Source organism: Bradyrhizobium sp. USDA 4504 (genome assembly GCF_054063995.1).
Genome location: NZ_JBSSGV010000001.1, coordinates 184,492 through 200,241, shown reverse-complemented (window position 1 = coordinate 200,241; position 15,750 = coordinate 184,492). Strand labels below are relative to the sequence as shown.

Annotated in this window: 11 protein-coding genes and 2 pseudogenes; 3 read left to right on the top strand and 10 right to left on the bottom strand. The window is 59.1% G+C overall.

The window, feature by feature from the left end:
- The first annotated feature begins 66 nt into the window (after positions 1-66).
- Positions 67-1,020 (top strand): LysR substrate-binding domain-containing protein, encoded by a 954-nt coding sequence (locus ACVMB1_RS00825; protein WP_456847959.1) that lies wholly within the window; start codon positions 67-69, stop codon positions 1,018-1,020.
- 441 nt (positions 1,021-1,461) lie between these two features.
- Here the strand turns inward: ACVMB1_RS00825 and ACVMB1_RS00820 are convergent, their stop codons facing one another.
- The 3 genes from ACVMB1_RS00820 to ACVMB1_RS00810 form a co-directional block, all read right to left on the bottom strand.
- The gene (locus ACVMB1_RS00820) at positions 1,462-1,854 is read right to left on the bottom strand and encodes a DUF2285 domain-containing protein (RefSeq protein WP_456849844.1); all 393 of its coding nucleotides are present in this window, start codon (positions 1,852-1,854) and stop codon (positions 1,462-1,464) included.
- A 187-nt stretch (positions 1,855-2,041) separates the two neighbouring features.
- On the bottom strand, positions 2,042-2,188 hold the full coding sequence (locus tag ACVMB1_RS00815; protein ID WP_456849842.1) for a transcriptional regulator domain-containing protein: 147 nt from the start codon (positions 2,186-2,188) through the stop codon (positions 2,042-2,044).
- A gap of 200 nt (positions 2,189-2,388) precedes the next feature.
- Positions 2,389-2,670, bottom strand: a complete 282-nt coding sequence (locus tag ACVMB1_RS00810) for a DNA -binding domain-containing protein (RefSeq protein ID WP_456849840.1) — start codon at positions 2,668-2,670, stop codon at positions 2,389-2,391.
- Positions 2,671-2,888: 218 nt separating this feature from the next.
- Here ACVMB1_RS00810 and ACVMB1_RS00805 point away from each other — a divergent pair, with 218 nt between their 5' ends.
- Together ACVMB1_RS00805 and ACVMB1_RS00800 are read left to right on the top strand one after the other, a co-directional pair.
- Entirely contained in the window at positions 2,889-3,140 is a 252-nt protein-coding gene (locus ACVMB1_RS00805; protein WP_456847957.1) for a helix-turn-helix domain-containing protein, read from the top strand.
- Between the two features lie 85 nt (positions 3,141-3,225).
- The gene (locus ACVMB1_RS00800; protein WP_456847955.1) at positions 3,226-3,861 is read left to right on the top strand and encodes a hypothetical protein; all 636 of its coding nucleotides are present in this window, start codon (positions 3,226-3,228) and stop codon (positions 3,859-3,861) included.
- On the opposite strand, the pseudogene ACVMB1_RS00795 reads toward ACVMB1_RS00800, so the two are convergent.
- The 7 genes and pseudogenes from ACVMB1_RS00795 to ACVMB1_RS00765 form a co-directional block, all read right to left on the bottom strand.
- Positions 3,858-4,217, bottom strand: a pseudogene (locus ACVMB1_RS00795) (ATP-binding protein); the annotation flags it as partial. The gene ACVMB1_RS00800 and the pseudogene ACVMB1_RS00795 overlap by 4 nt on opposite strands.
- A gap of 659 nt (positions 4,218-4,876) precedes the next feature.
- On the bottom strand, positions 4,877-5,707 hold the full coding sequence (locus ACVMB1_RS00790; protein WP_456847953.1) for a Crp/Fnr family transcriptional regulator: 831 nt from the start codon (positions 5,705-5,707) through the stop codon (positions 4,877-4,879).
- A gap of 299 nt (positions 5,708-6,006) precedes the next feature.
- Positions 6,007-6,819, bottom strand: coding sequence for an IS21-like element helper ATPase IstB (gene istB / locus ACVMB1_RS00785; protein WP_456847951.1), 813 nt, complete (start codon positions 6,817-6,819; stop codon positions 6,007-6,009).
- A complete protein-coding gene (gene istA, locus ACVMB1_RS00780) occupies positions 6,816-8,330 on the bottom strand; it encodes an IS21 family transposase (protein WP_456847949.1) in 1,515 nt (504 codons plus the stop codon). Before istA ends, istB begins: the two co-directional genes overlap by 4 nt.
- Before the next feature lie 783 nt (positions 8,331-9,113).
- Positions 9,114-10,569: pseudogene (locus ACVMB1_RS00775) on the bottom strand (porin); the annotation flags it as partial.
- Positions 10,570-11,945: 1,376 nt separating this feature from the next.
- Positions 11,946-13,961, bottom strand: coding sequence for a di-heme-cytochrome C peroxidase (locus ACVMB1_RS00770; RefSeq protein ID WP_456849838.1), 2,016 nt, complete (start codon positions 13,959-13,961; stop codon positions 11,946-11,948).
- 316 nt (positions 13,962-14,277) lie between these two features.
- Positions 14,278-15,648 (bottom strand): hypothetical protein, encoded by a 1,371-nt coding sequence (locus ACVMB1_RS00765; protein ID WP_456847947.1) that lies wholly within the window; start codon positions 15,646-15,648, stop codon positions 14,278-14,280.
- Between the last annotated feature and the right edge of the window lie 102 nt (positions 15,649-15,750).

Here is a 15,750-nt window from a genome sequence, read left to right as displayed (position 1 = left end):
TTGAGAAGCAGGTACAAGTCTCTATTCGCTACATTGGGGTGGCAGCCCGCTCGCCTAAGCCTTAAAATGCACAATTTCCGTCGACGGCGGCCGTCACTCCAAGCCGCCAAAGCTCTCGAATTGAAACACCTGAGATCGGCCGTTGCCGCGGCCGATTGCGGCAGTTTCCGTCAAGCTGCGGAGTTGCTGAGCTCGCAACAATCGAGCCTCAGCCGAAGAATTAGCGAAATTGAACACCACTTAGGCATTGCTATTTTTGAGCGCTATAGTGGAGGTGTGCGTCCGACGCGCGCTGGCCGCAGTATTCTTCGGCTGGCAAGGTCGATTGTGGAAGAATTCGACGCACTTATCGCAACCGCGCACTCAGTTCAGAGTAGCGAAAGTGGCCGTCTGAGTGTTGGCTTCTGCACCTCCCTTTCGGCAGGCAATCTCCAAAGCTCGCTGCTCGAATTTAAGCAGCACTATCCCCAAATCGAGCTAGCGACAATCGAACGATCACGAACACGTCTGGCGGCCGCACTTCGCAACGGCGTGATCGACATGCTGATTGTACCAGGGCGCCCGCCATTGTTGGACGCCAAAGCCCTGCCGCTGTGGAGCGAGCGCGTCCTGGTTGCCTTACCTCAAGACCATGCTCTCAGTTCGCGTGAGACTGTCAATTGGATTGACCTGCGCGAGCAGACAGTTTTGTTGAGCCATTACGATCCCGGAAAAGAGTTTGAAGATCTCCTGATTTCTAAGCTTGTCTCGCCTGAGGATCGTCCCAAAATTGAACGCCACGATGTCAGCCGCGGCATCATCAAGAGTCTGATCGGCATGCGTGCCGGCATAAGCCTCGTGCTCGAATCTGACATGGGGGCTAATTTCGCGGGCTTGACCTACCGAGAGCTGCGCGATGGCACCGGCCCCAGCCGGTTCGGCTTCTCAGTTTATTGGCGAGGCGAAAATGAAAACCCGGCGTTGGCCGTCTTCCTGCAGCTAGTCGCTGAGCGCTACCCCTCACCTCCGCTCGGATGTTGACGCGCCCGTCGAGCCCTCAGAAAAACGCCTGCCCGCAGCGGTGGAGCGCATCGCAACATCGGTGCAAATCAGTTGGGCTAATCCTGCCTGTAGCCGACAACATGAATCCGGCGCCGGCATCGCTCGTCGACGTGGCTCTGCGGTCAACCCAAGCTTTGAGATCTCGGAGCGAATAGACGACGCGTTCACCCAGCTTGCGATAGGTCAGGCCCGAGGCGCGTGCGTCGCGCTTGACTGTGTGCTCGACAGGCCGAGAAGGCGCGCAGCTTCATGCGTGCGTAGGGATCGCAGTGGCAAGCTAGCGTTCGGACCGATGTGTTCGGGTCTGTGCCATCGTTCGGAGCGCGGCCGAGCGCGGGCTGCGTCGGCGGTCACGACGGCGAGGTAGTCGCGCTTAGGGCGTGCCGAACATTCAAGGATGTCTTTTTCGGCACCCCTAATTTAATGCTTGCGAGATGGCGGACGAAGCAGTGCGCGATAGCCGCCGCGCACAAGAGCACGCCCAGCCTTCACCAAGCGGATTGTTCGGGCACGAACGTCGTGGGTCTTCCAGCCACGCTCAGGGATGCGCTTTCCGCCAAACAACACTTCCGCGATAATGCGATATGATGCACCATCCGTGTACCCATCCAACGCTCGCAGCGCCAACGCCAGTCTTTCCCGCTGCTGCGCCGACAGCCTATGGTACGGAGGTCCCACCGGGCGACCATTAATGGCGCGCCAGAGCCGATGTGAGGCATAACCGCGAACTTCGTAGTCCGCATCGTACGGCAGTTCGGCGGAATAGAAAGCCCCGACCTGCGGCGCCTGTTTCAGCCAAAGGTGATGTTGCACTCCCTGAATGTGCAATACGGCATGCCAACCATCCGAAGCCCGTTCGAGACTGCCAGAGGCAAGGTCAGCGAGCAGTAGCGGCGCGCCAACGACCTGCGAGGCAGGCGCGCTACGCACTATTGGGACGACGCTCGGCAAAGCCTCGGGCGCCCAGAAGATGGTTTGCTCGAAGAAGGACCGCTGGGGGTCATGCGCGAAAGCAGACTCCCCATCTCCTTCGGAATTCGGCGTTCACGCTCCCGCTCTGCTCGCGAACCTCCCGATAAGCAATTCGGTAGTTGGGACTTCGCCTGAGCGATTCCCAAGCAAAATTTGCCCTATCCCCTGCTTCCATCGCGCGCTGATATGGCTCCGTTGAGCGCCAGTCGAGCTCCGACATGCAACTGATCCCCAATTAAATTGTGAGGCAATGTCTATAAAGCCAGCGGTTGCGAGGCAAGTCGCTAATGTCGCATCGCATGATGCGTGGGAACGATCACTCTGGATAGAGAATAAACCTATTCTCGATCTCGGATCTCAGATGACAAAGGTTTGCTATTTGGAGGGTCCGCCGCGCAGCAAATGGCGGTAACCATGGTCTGCCATCCAATTTGCTCGCACCAGATGAGTATCGAATGCATTGCGGGCGCGCGCCGGTTCATGATCAGGATCGATACGCAACACGATGCGAGCTACTTCTTTCCAGTCTGCCCCCTCAGCCGCGGCATCAAGGAGGCGCCAGTAGGTCGCTAGATGTTGCTCATCGTAACTCGTAAGCACGGGATCATTCGGAGCCGAATCGGCGACGTCAGGATTAGCGATGGGCGGCTTCGGCATGGTTCCTACCATAACTTTGTTGCTCAACGTTCTCAATTTCTGCAAGCATGGCCCTGCCAGCGCTGTAATGCTGCAAGTCTAGCATAAGAATCGCAGAATGACCTTATCACCGGCGTGCGCCTCGAAAGACCGTCCTTACATCCCAACTCGTCGTCGGCTTTGGCATTACATACTATAGGAGATAAACCTCCTAGTATGTAAAGACGCAACTTGCGCAGATGGACATGCGCAAGTTGGTAGGCCGGAATTTCTCGAAGCTGAGGAAGCAGAAGGGCTTCACTCAGGAGAAATTCGCCGATGCCTCTGGCTTTACTCAGCAGTATATCAGCGGCCTAGAGAATGGCCGGCGCAATCCGACCGTGGTGACGTTGTTCGAGCTCGCAAGCGCGTTAGGCGTCAGCCACGTCGCCCTCGTCCTGCCTGATGAAGAATTTTCCAGACGCCCCAGAGCCCCGAAGTCGAATTCATAGACCCGCATCAGATTTGGCTTCCGGTTCGGTGCCGTACCTGCGATCGAGGTGAGCCCTGGAGTAGATCAGGTGGACTTGACCGGGGATGCCGAAGTACGTCTGTGAGATCAGGAAACCTTTACTCGCGGATGGCCTTGAGTTAGCCGAGACCGGTTCTCGCTACGGCCATCTCAAAGGCGACAAGCAACCAGCGTCGTGCAGACGCCGGTCGGCTGGCGAACGTAGCTGCGAGGGTCACCTGCTGGCAGACGTGGTGCGGCATCGCCGTCATGATCTGCCCAGACTCGATCAAGAGCGTGGGCACGTGTTGAATTTGCCAACGACGAAATGGATGCTGGGTTGGGCCAGCGAATTCGCGCCATGTCAGGTGGAAAGGCGAGCAGCTGATGGTGGTGCCGATTCCGACGATCTCGCCCGGGTATTCCGATTTGATCTCGCCCAGGATTCCGAGATGATCTCGCCCACCGTTACCGATTTGATCTCGCCCCGGGGCGGGAGGCGTTCTGGCTGTCTAGTTTCTGGCATCGGCGAAGCCGCGGGGTCAATCTTGAATCGCGGCATGAAGGGCCGATTTTCTGCTCCTGTTCGTGCTGTGGGCATGTGGGCAACGCCCTTCGCGTTGTCTAAGCGTGGCGGCATGTCCACAGCGCCACTTGCTCAGGCCTTTCGGCTGGGTTTCGGGTTCGCCGCATGCATGCTCTCGCCATTCAGACCGACCTAGTGGGCGTTATGGACCAGGCGGTCGAGGACGGCGTCGGCTAGGTGGGGTCGCCGATCAGCGTGCCATTGGTCGACGGGAGCTGGCTGGTGACGATGGTAGAGCGGCGGCCGCAGCGATCCTCGAGGATCTTCAGGAGGTCGTGGCGACCTCCTGCGTCGAGCGGCTCAAGGCCCCAGTTCGTCGAGGATGAGGAGATCGACACGGCCTAGCGCACGCAGCAGACAGGGATGGCGGCCGTCGCCGCGCGCCAAAGCGAGATCGATGAACAGCCGCGGGACGCGCTGATAAAGGATGGAGCGATTGTCGCGGCGGGGCTTGTTGCCGAGCGCCGAGACGAGCCAGCTTTTGCCGAGGCCGGGGAGCAGGCAAGTGCCTAGCTTCTAAGCGGTCGGCCTTTACAACAATGCGTGCGAAGCATGGAGAGCAGTCGAAAACGGCGAACTGCAACTAGGCCCGGCGTCATCTCAGCTTGTTGGCATACTGACCACGAGCCGCCCACCCTGGCAAAAAAGCCTCCGGATTCATTGAACTGGTACACTAAGGCACCGGTGCTCTCAAAGCTCGGCAATCCTGCGAAGCCCACCCTAGTCTAGCCGAATCGGCCAATGGCTAGCGACAGACTTTGCGCGTGCGAGGCCTTTTCATATGGCACCGAGTTCGCTCGCGCTCACGGTCGGAGTCAATGCGTGAGAGGATCGGCCATACGGCCATACTGGCAGTCGGTTACTTGAACGGCGGCAACGACGACAACGTTTCCCACACGACAACGGTCAGCAGGATGAGACCGCATGCGAGCCACCACCGAGGCTCGATATGAACCTGACGGATGGAATCGCCTCCCCCTACAGCAGAAAGCATCGAACTCTGCTGCAGGGCAGACGTCTGCCACTGCAGGCAAATCTAGCCGTGCTGATAGCCAACGAATACGCGCGCCGGCTAAATCCGGCAAAGTTCGTCAGCGCATGCCGTGATGATCATCGGGACCAGCAAGGACAGGATTGTCGCAAGTCTCCGATTAATCCGCGCATGAAGCAAATGCGGACAGAGATGAGGCATAAGCGCTTGAGATTAGCTTGTAACAACAGCAGGTTTTTTGCTCGAGAGATTCGCGCTGGTCGATCTGCAAAACCCCACGCATCTTGCGGATCAGCCCTTGTTGTTCGAATCGAATTAGCGTCTCCGTAACCCCCGCCCGGCGCAATCCCAAGACGGAAGAAAGATAGTCGTGAGTAACTGGCAGCACGCAAGCGTCAACAGCGTCACTCGCTAGACAGAGCCAGCTCGCAAGCCGCTGCTCGCGATTGTGCCGAACTCCACACAGGCCTGTTTGGACGCACTGAAAGGTCAGCGCCTGAAGGTACTCAAAGAGACGCTCTCGGATGTCCGGCCTCTCCTTCATCAGCCGGCGCAAATTCTCAACCCGAATCCCGTACGCGTTTCCAGGAAAGAGCACCACAGATTGATGGGGCGAAATATGTCCACCCCACAAGAACGAAGTGCCGACGGCACCCCGATATCCTATGACCGCCGTTTCAAGCATGCTTCCCGCCGCGACGACCCTTAACGAGACGAGACCCGATTCCATGAAATAGACGTGTTCGACCGGTCTTCTCGGCTCCTGCAGAACCATACGTTCTTTCAGGACGATCGGCTCAAGGCTCCCCCCTATTGCGGCAAGATCCTCCACAGAAAGTCTCGCCAGAATCGCATTTTTGACCGAAGCCTGCTTCCTGGAACTTACCGCTAGAGGTCCGTGAAGGATCGGCTGCGTGGCGGGCCCCCGCTCGAGAGCTCTATCTCCAGAACAGTCACGCAGTTGAAGGACGGTGGTCACGTGATCGGTCACTGTCCCTCTCCTAGCATGCGGCTTCGATACCGCCCGCTCGCTGACACGAAAATTGGACACGGCTTTTAGCACCCGCCCTCATTCAAATTGATGCAATAAGCGCCGTGCCAACGCTTAAATTTTGCGCCAAGGGCCCACTCTGCAACGGATTTCAACCATCCAGTCAATCGGTATAGCGCGACAATCTGGGTGGGAAGCGCGCGACAATCAGGATGGCGAGTCGGTGTCGCGGCGAGGTGATGATTGCCGCGATGATTGTCGCGCGCAAGAGTTTTGTTGGCTGTGATTGTCGCGGAGCGTCAATCAGCGAGAGTTTTTGGTGTCGCGTGCGAGGCCGGCCGTCCTGGCCCACGCTTTCGTTCGAGCGCGGTGCGCCTGCGATAGCTCTCGACGTTCATCTCGACGATGGTAGCGTGGTGAACGAGGCGATCGATGGCGGCGAGGGTCATAGCGGGGTCCGGGAAGACCCTGTTCCATTCGCCAAAGGGCTGATTGGCGGTGATCAGCATCGAGCGCCGTTCGTAGCGAGCGCTGATGAGCTCGAACAGCACGCTGGTCTCGGCCTGATCCTTGGTGACGTAGGCGAGGTCATCGAGGATCAGCAGATCGAAGCGATCGAGGCGGTTGATGGCGGCCTCGAGGTTGAGCTCGCGCCGCGCCACCTGGAGCTTCTGGACGAGATCGGTGGTGCGGGTGAAGAGGACGCGCCATCCGTTCTCGATCAGGGCCAGGCCGAGGGCTGCCGCCAAGTGGCTCTTGCCGCCGCCGGGCGGGCCGAACAGGAGCAGATTGGCGCCCTTGCCCAACCAGCCATCGCCGGCGGCGAGCGCGGTCACCTGCGCCTTGGAGATCATCGGCACGGCCTCGAAGTCGAAGTTGTCGAAGGTCTTTCCGGCGGGCAGCCGCGCCTCGACGAGATGGCGCTCGATGCGACGGCGGCCGCGTTCGGCGATCTCGTGCTCGGCGATGACGGCGAGGAAGCGGGCCGCCGGCCAACCTTCCTTGTCGGACTGCTCGGCAAATTGCGGCCACAGCACCTTGATGGCGGGCAGCCGCAGCTCGTTGAGCAACAGATTGAGGCGCGCGGTGTCGACGGTGCTGGCCGTGTTCATGCGGCGTCTCCGATCTGGCTGGCGCCGATGAGGCACTCATAGCTGGCGAGCGGGGCAAGCTGCACCATGACCTGCGGCATGCAGGCAGGATCGGGCGCGAAGTGGGCGCGCAGCCGTCCGAGGTCGGGCAGTTGGCCGGCGTCCAGGTCGGCGGCGAGCTGACCGGCGAGTTCGGCCTCGCAGCCGCGCTCGTGCGCCAGCGCCAGCAGATCGACCATGAGCCGGCAGGCTTTCCTGTCCGGCAGCCGTTCGCGCAAGCGATCGAAGGTTCGGCGATAGGCATCGCGCGGGAACAGCCGATCACGGTAGACGAGATTGAGCAGCGCCATTGGCTTGCGCCGCAAGGAATGGATGACGTGCCGATAATCGACGACCTGGTCGTGCTTGCGGTTGGGATGCGGCCGCCCACGCGGCAGGGTGACGAGATGGGTGCCGCCGACAAACACGTCGAGACGATCGTCGTAAAGGCGCACCCGCAGCTGGTGGCCGATCAGGCGTGACGGCACGGTGTAGAACACCTTGCGCAAGGTGAAGCCGCCGCTTGACGTCACCCGGACAATCACCTCCTCGTAGTCCGAGGTGCGGCGATCTGGCAACGCCTGCAGGGTGGCGCGCTCGTGGTCGATCCGCTTGGCGTTGCGGGCATTGCGGCGGCTGACGATCTCGTCGATGAAGCCGCGGTAGGCGGCGAGATCATCGAAGTCGGCGGTGCCGCGCAACAGCAGCGCATCGGCGATCGTCCGCTTGAGATGGCCATGCGAGCTCTCGATCGCCCCGTTCTCGTGGGCGATGCCGCGATTGTTGCGGGAAGGCCGCATGCCGTAATGGGCGCAGAGGTCCTCGTAGCGCCGGGTCAGATCGTCCCTCGCATTGCGGTCGAGATTGCAGAAGGCGGCCGACAGACTGTCGGTCCGATGCTCCCGCGGCGCGCCGCCGAGCGACCACAGGGCATTCTGCAGCCCTTCGGCCAAGGCGACGAAGCTCTCGCCACCGAGCACGACATGGGCGTGCTCAAACCCGCAATAGGCCAACCGGAAGTGATAGAGGCGATGATCGAGCGGCACGCCCGCGATGGTGACCCCGAGCTCGCCCATAACGGTGAAGTCGGACAGGCCGACCTGGCCCACTTCGTGGGTCTGACGGAAGATGACCTCCTGCTCCTCGCCGTGGATTGCCCGCCAGGCGTGGATCCGGCGCTCCAGCGTGCGGCGGATTCCAGCCCCAAGCTCGGGGTGGCGGCGTAACATCTCCTCGAAGATCGCGACAGCCCGCACGCCGGGGGCCGCCTTCAACATCGGCACGACCTCGGTCTCAAACACACTGGCCAACGGATCCGGTCGGCGCCGGCCGCGGGCTCCCTTCTTCTGCGATGGGAGCCTTCGATCCTTCTCGAAGCGATACGCGGTCGAGGTACTGAACGACGCCTTGGCGGCGGCCACTGGCGGGGTATCGGTCTGACGGTACTTCATGTAGAGCCTCATCTGGTGATCGGTAATGTGTCGGCCTGGCAAGCGAGTGATTCCTCTTGGCGGAAGAACCACTTGCATAACCAGCCGGCCGCGATCACCAGTCGGCGCGGTCCCCTGTGGATCGCGCCGACGCCGGGCTCGTAACTCCGGTCGGGCTACGCCCTCCCTGCGTCACGAGCCCGGCGAAGCTCTCTCATCCTGATTGACGCTCCACTGTCACCTTGATTGCCGCGCGGCACAATCGGCCTAAAAGCAGGCAGAACGGCAAATCGAAGCTGATCTGCACCGCCTTTCCGGCGTTGAGTTCCGTTTAGCCGTCTCTACGTTAGCCGGCCAGAATGAGCGATGGTGCAGCCATTGAATAACGGCCGATGAAACCGGCAAAGTCGGCCTGGCTCCGCTCGTCGTCCTGCCAATTTGGCTGTGCGACCCCGCGGCCGGGTGTGGGAAGACGAACATATATGCAAATGGCGGATACTTCTGCTGCGGAGATGCGTCGCCTTCCCTGCGAAATCGGCAGTCATACGCACTTGGATAACGACCTAGTCAGCCTTGTTCTTGAAAGCCCCAAGCAAAGGCTGGCATGAGGCTTTTTCGTTCCCCGCGGTGGGAGGCGTTCTTGCGATCAGACGCGGGCCAGTTGTCGATGCGACGCAAGTAAGTAAAGCTCTGGACTTGAGAGTTTCTCACCAGCATACGGCGAAATGCGCAACGCACGTCGCTACCGCAAATGTGGATAAGGCCCCTGGCGGGCATGCCAGGGGCTCCTTGCAGGCGAAACTTTGAATCTATGAAGCCGTGTGCTCTTCGTTTGTTCGCAGATACTCAGAAGTTACGTTGAACGAGGAGCTGGAACGCCAGGCTGCTTTGATCCTTCAGCTGATAAGCAGCAGCCGGCTTTCCGATAGCCGATTGCTGCGGCAGCACCACAGTGCTTCCGCTCGCGTATTTTTGGTCAAGCCTGCTGTAATCGAGTTCGGCCATAAAAGTTAGATTCTTGACCGGGGTCCACGAGGTTTTCGTACCGACAACCGCATAGTTAAAGTCGGGGTTACAGCCGGCAATCCCGCTCGAAAGTGCGAGGGCCCCGACGAATGCCCGCAGATATAGCTCTTGGCCGTACTGTTATAGCGAACGGCGCCAAATCCACCGAAGATACTACTTGCCCAGCGAGAATCCCAGTTGTGGTTATAGGCACCATTGAAGCCGAAGGTCGTAGTCAGCTGCTGGCCAGCGCCTGCAACGAACACTGAATCCGAAAGACCAGCAAGTCCGACGCTCTGGTACGCACCCGCCAAGCTCGTGCCTCCGTACCTTGCGTAAGTGGCTGGTAGATAGTCATTGAAGGTGTAACGGCTTGCACCATTCGCATACACGCCCGACAGGTTAATCGAGTCACCGGGACCGGTAGGGATGTTCTTGATCGAAAGGCAAAGTTGACCAGCCCAGCCCCACTTGTCGTCCGGATGGCCTGTGAACTCAGTCGCACCATAGTAAGCGGCGTGGTTATCATGCGCAGCCAGCGACGCTTGAAAGAGGCCCCAAGCCTGGTCGATGCGAAGCATGGCGATGAAGTCTGGAGCTGCTGTACCAGCGATGTCATTGCCACCATACGCGCCAGTCGCCAGACCTGCAGGCGTCGCTGCGCTCACGTTCCAGATGTTTGATGTATCATGTTGGACTTGATCCTGGGCCGAGAAGGAGGCTGTGATGCCTGGACCGAAGTCAGCGGTGTACGTGAACTGGTTTACCGGATCCCAAGCGCTGCTGCCCGGTAGTTCAACGAAGTTCCCGGGATACTCGCCCCAGGGCAGCGAGAACTGCGATTGTGCCTTGCCAAATGTGAAGCCAGCAAACTGGATGAAAGCGTACATGAACTGCAATGTACCGCCAGCGACAGCGCCTCCTGGAGCGCCCAGGTAAATGGTCGAGCCGTCTCCTGCTCCGCTGTAGCTCCCCGAAGTCCAGGTGAACCAAGCTTCTGCGTAGGTCCCACCAAGCCGTAGTCGGTTGCCGTGCGCGTATCAACGCTCAGAGCCTGACGAGCACGCCACGTGTAGGCATTGCTGAACCGGTTTGTTGCACCACCCACGCCAAAGTCCGGGTTGAGGCTCATACTGTTACTATTCACTTGCAGCAAAGCACGAGTGTAACCGCCCAGCTTGAGACAAGTGTCAGTTCCCGGAACGTAATAAAATCCCGCTCCGTAAAGCGCGCAGGTCTTCACGTACTCTACAGCCTTCGCCTTGACCGGAAGATCGGCGGCGTGAGCTCCGGCTAGCCCTTCCGCACTCGATTACCGCGAGCCTTGATGGCTCGTTCCGAAAATCCGGCACTCTCCAGCACTCCAAGCGATCTGATTCGAAGTCACCGCAACGCTGCCCGGAGTGCTTCGATGTCTGCGCTCCTGCCGGAGTGGCAGTTCGCGAATTAATCCATCGACGCGACATCATCAGGCCCAACCTTTTCGCCTTTGCGGCACCTCCGGCCCTTCCGCGCCATCTTATTCATCCAGAATAGTCTACCCTAGCTCACGCCGGTGGCCTTCTCGATGCCCCACGTTGCTTGCGGTAGGCTTGGTCAGTCGCGGATGCCACTGCGCTCCAACTTCGCGAGACCCGCTGGCCAGTCCCTGAAGTGAATCCGTTACGGCGATCCTTGTCATCTCTCGCGCCTAGCCGTTCCGGCTTCCAGATGTCGCGTCAATGCTCCCAGCTCCGCGTGATCTTGGTATCGGATCTGGATCGGCGTGCTTAATCCTGCTTGGTTGAGCTATTGCGTTCGCTGGCACCGCTGTTTTCGGTTGAATACCGACGATGACGTTGCTGAAGCCACATCGACGGAGCGCTGGTCAAAGCGTTCTGTCCGACTTGCCGAAGGACTTCAGCGGATGTCTCGCCTTGAGTGGCGGCTTCTAGAATTTTGGAAGCGACATGCGTTCGGGTGCCGGTCTCGTGAGGGGGCAACTCCTTGCAAACCTCATCTAGAACGCGACGGAGACGAGCAGTCGTTTCGGAGTCGAGCATAGAAGGTCTCCTCCAATGAAGCGGCGCAATGACTACACTGCGAACGCGAGTTTCACGACATAAATATCATCACTGGCCGGCGTTACGGGCGTCGAATTGGCTTTCTGACCTGCTTTACTTACGGTTGCGCGATCATACAATAAACGGCGCCAGGTGTCATCAATCTGGTAGTCTTTGGCGAGATTGCCGATACATTCGGACAAATCGTTCGACCGTGCGATTGGTTTTCTCGGCGCCAAGCGGGACCTCGCGACTGAAGAAATGCGCTCAGATATCCGCTTGCGGCCCCTCTTCAATGATCGGCGAGTTGTTCGACGTCGGGAGCCCGACGTAGGTCCGTCGATCACGCAGATGGCCCGCGTGCGATCTGGTTCACAGACCGAGTAGATGTCTGCGCAATCAGCACGCCCAGCTCGCGCTCGGGAGCACCTGTCGAGTTATCATCACCAAAGGACATCGGACCGGCGCCATCACCCGGATCCGCGTAATGAAGTCCAGCAACTCCCACCCCAGGCGCAAAATCACATGTTCGCAGCACGGGGCGAGTGTACGTTGACGGTATCCCTCCCAAAGATCGGCTCGGTCGACACTCTGATGGCGAGCGCTCAGCTTCGAGGTGCTAACAGCTCCGTCACAGCGTCTTCAGATACTCAAGAAGGGCCCGTCGTTCGGCATCAGTCAATTCTGGACCGATGACCCCCGGCGGCAGCTTCGTTATGTCGGTTTCTTTGCCCTCGAACGAATGCCCGCGATTGCTGTTGCCAAGCAGCGATACGTTGAAGTCGGTCAGGCCGGCGGCGCAAGCGTCGTTCGCTCGCAGTTTCGTAACAAGTCCGACGTTGACTGGATCGAACGTCCGGCTGCCAACGCAGAAAGAACTCGGCCGCCGGCCCTGCGGCAATAACATGTCTTTCAGCGTCGGCACGGACCCGTTGTGCAGATACGGAGCTGTTGCCCAGACACCATCCAACGGGCGCGCCCGGTACTGAGGTTCAAGAGCGAGGACATCTTCGTCCTTGCCGCTACGGCTCGCCCGCGCTCCAACATAGACTCGCGGGTTCTGACAGTTTTTTCTCGGCCCCCACATCTGCTGCTTGGCTTGTTCGGAGGAATCGTTCGCAATGTTCCATTGATCAATCGTCTTGCCCACCACGTCCATCAGCGCAAGCACGAACAAGGGATTGGCAGCTCGATCGGCTGGAAGGCCGCAGCCCCAGGCTCTGTTCAGATCCTCGATCGGATTGAGACCGACCGAGCCGGGTAAGTGAACGCGCCGCGTCGTCAGCACGTTGGATTGTTGACGATCAGTGCCGATCACGTTCACCGGTAGCTGAACCACATTGAAATAATGGCGTCCGCCGATCTCCACCCAATTCTTCTCGCCCTTGGCCGATCGATCCGGGTTCTCCGGCTTCCAGAATGACTCTTCCGGCCACTTGGCGTCAAACGCGGGGTCATTGACCGGTCCTCGGTGGCATTCAAAGCAGTGCGAGCGATAAAGATCGCGACCTTTCTCAACGAGTTTTTCGTCTATGGCCCAGGCCGGGTCGCCTTGAAACCTGTCCTGCGCGTCCTTCCAACGGGGCGCCACAAGCCCGCTGAATTTCCTGCCGCTTGCCTCCGTCGACGAAAAGGGATCGGTACCGCGCAAAAGCTCCTCGAAACGTGCAATGTCCGATAGATGGATGGATGATTTGAAAAGCGGCCGTCCGGTCGCCGGCGCCTTCATGTTGATTTTCGCACTGACGCCGAGCGCCTCGCCGGAATTGCGAACAAGCTCGTTGAGAACAGAGGCGTCATACTGCGCCCAAAGGAAGTACGGCGTGTCCCAGATTGGCGGAAAACTCACAGGCGCGTCATTGCGCGCGAAGTTGCCCTTCAGAAGCGGATCTGGGAGCTCTCCGGTCACAGGGTCCAGAAAGTTGGTATAGAAGACCTGGTTGCCAATCCGGTTCAAGGCATCAAGCCGACCGAATCCCTCGTCGAGATTCGTCACGCCCTGCCCCGACAGAAGATTGTCGCTTGCGATCTTCTGCTTCTCGATCTTTCGAAGTGCGAGCTCCAGATCACGTCGAAGCTTCTTGCGGTCGATGCTTCGACCTTCAATGCTTTCCAGCCGGTCGGCGAAACGTTCGAAACGCCATGGCAATTTTAGCGTATAGCCCATCGACAGCCCAATGACTCGTTCAACCTCACCGAGATTGACCATTGCCGGCCCACCATCGTAGCGGATGCTAACATTCTTGTACTCGAGATGACCGGTATGACAGGCGGCGCAGGTTAGTCCGATCTGATCTTCGTAGAATGCTCCCGTCGTCGGATCGATGCCTCCCTTCAGGATTGCGAAGCCTACCGGCAAGCCATTTGGATTGTCTGGCGTACTTGGTGTCCAAGTGGAGCTCACGTCTTTCGACGCATCCTCGTGGTAGCCGTATGCAGGTGCGTTAGCGGCAAAGTCCTTCGAGCTCGGACTTGGAATGAAACCGAGGCGTCTCAGATACTCATCGTCCGTCAAGCTCGTGTAATGAGTGGACAACTCAGGACGTTCGAGAGCCAGGAACCATCGATAGGGGACAGGAATGGTCGCCGTGCCTTGAGACGTGTGGTGGAACCAGTAACGCTGCCGCGCACTCCAGTTCTGTGGCAGCCAGTATGCGCCATCGAGCTTCGATGGCGCCGGCAGCGTCGCCGGCAGCAGTTGGGCAACCAGATTTGCGCCATTCTTGATCTTGAGCGCCGTATCGCGAAGCTTCTGCGGCGCGAAATACGCCGTGATGCCTACTGACGCCGCCGCGACAAACACAATTACGAACACGATTGCAAACAAGAGACCCACGATATGAGGCCACCGCCTTAAGCGGCCACCTACCCAAGAGCTGAACGAACGTGCCCCCATAGCAACCCTCCTCGATCTCAAATGGCGTCCTCTGCTGCGCGATCGCGCTGGCCGACGATGGCCCGTACTACTTGTTCAGCAATTGGCTATTGATGAAGCTCACCACGTCAGCGGTCTCGGCTGCCGCGCGTCGCGTGATGGTCGCGGCCGCTGGGCCACCATGCAGGAATGAGGGGAACCAACCAAAATTGCGAACATTCCAGTCTTCTTTCGGTAGAACGGCTCGGTTCACGCCAGGCACCGTGAAGCCTTGCACTTTCCTTTTGAGTGGCTGCGCCGTTTCGGTGTGACAGCTCACGCAGTCCGTATTGAAGAAATGGCTCTTCTTCGGATCCGCAATGACATTGACGATCTCGAGAACGCGGCTATTGGGGACGTTGGCATCGATGAAATCGGCTGTTGAAACGCCCTTACGATCCGCGGACGGCAGAGGAGGATTCTGCAGCGCAGCGTGGCGACAAGTCACTGGATTTTCATTATTCGTGACAGGCCGCGGGACGACGTGCGTCTCGCCGACAATGCTGAACATCTGTGCGGCATGGGCACCATCGAGCGTCGGGCCAGGCACCGGTATTAGGCCGGCCTTGGGGACCCTCAGCATCGAGACGAACACCCAGGGTTCGGGCGGTGAAATCCCCATCACAGCCATGGTATTGAGACGCTGCGGCGAGAGATGCTTTTCCAAGAAAGCTTTGACTGCATCACGAAATGGCTTTGCGGAGGCACCGAGCAGTCCCGGGTGCACATTCATGTCGCCGGCAGTCGAGACCTTGGCATTGCCGAATTTTCCCGCGGCGAGTTGATCACGCATAGACGCAACGTCCCGCACGATCGCCTTGAAGGCTTCGTCATCAGGTTTGAAGCGCGGGAACGGCGCGCAACCATCAAGAGGTGGATCGGATACCAAGTTGAAACTGAAGATAAGGTGACCGGCAGTGTCATGGACCTTGAACCCTTGGGGTCCATTGGTCACCGGCTGAATGATCAGGCGGATTTGCGGCTGGCGGCCAAACTGGGCGATGACATCAGCAGATAATCCCGGTGCTCCCGGGTCGATCCGGATGCCTGCAACGAACCAGGCATCGATCTTCTTCACGGCGTCAGGCAGCTGAATGCGGCGCGCGCCCGAGTCCGGCACGCCTTCGCGTTCTGGATGTTCGGCGTTAGCGATGAAGCGTGCGAAATCCTCGTCGGACAACAGCCGCTGCGGAGCTCCAGTGGGACCGGCGAGATCGGACACCGCAATCAGCCCAGCGAGGTCTGCTGGTGTCTTGGGTGGAGGAAACAGGATAGACACGTCGTTGGCCGAAAGCGGCTTTAATGGCGTCTGGGCAATGGCCGTTCCTGTTCCGAAAGCAACGGCGAATATCAGCCCCGCTGCGGACAGTTTTGTAAACAGCCGATCAAGCTTCGACCGGCGCATTTTACTGTTTGCCATCGTCGGCAATTCCCATGTCAGATTGGAGAAACGAAAACCTATGTAGAAAAGCCGCCTTCAGCCACATCATCTCCGCACGCGGCGTGCCGCCTAGGTGGATCG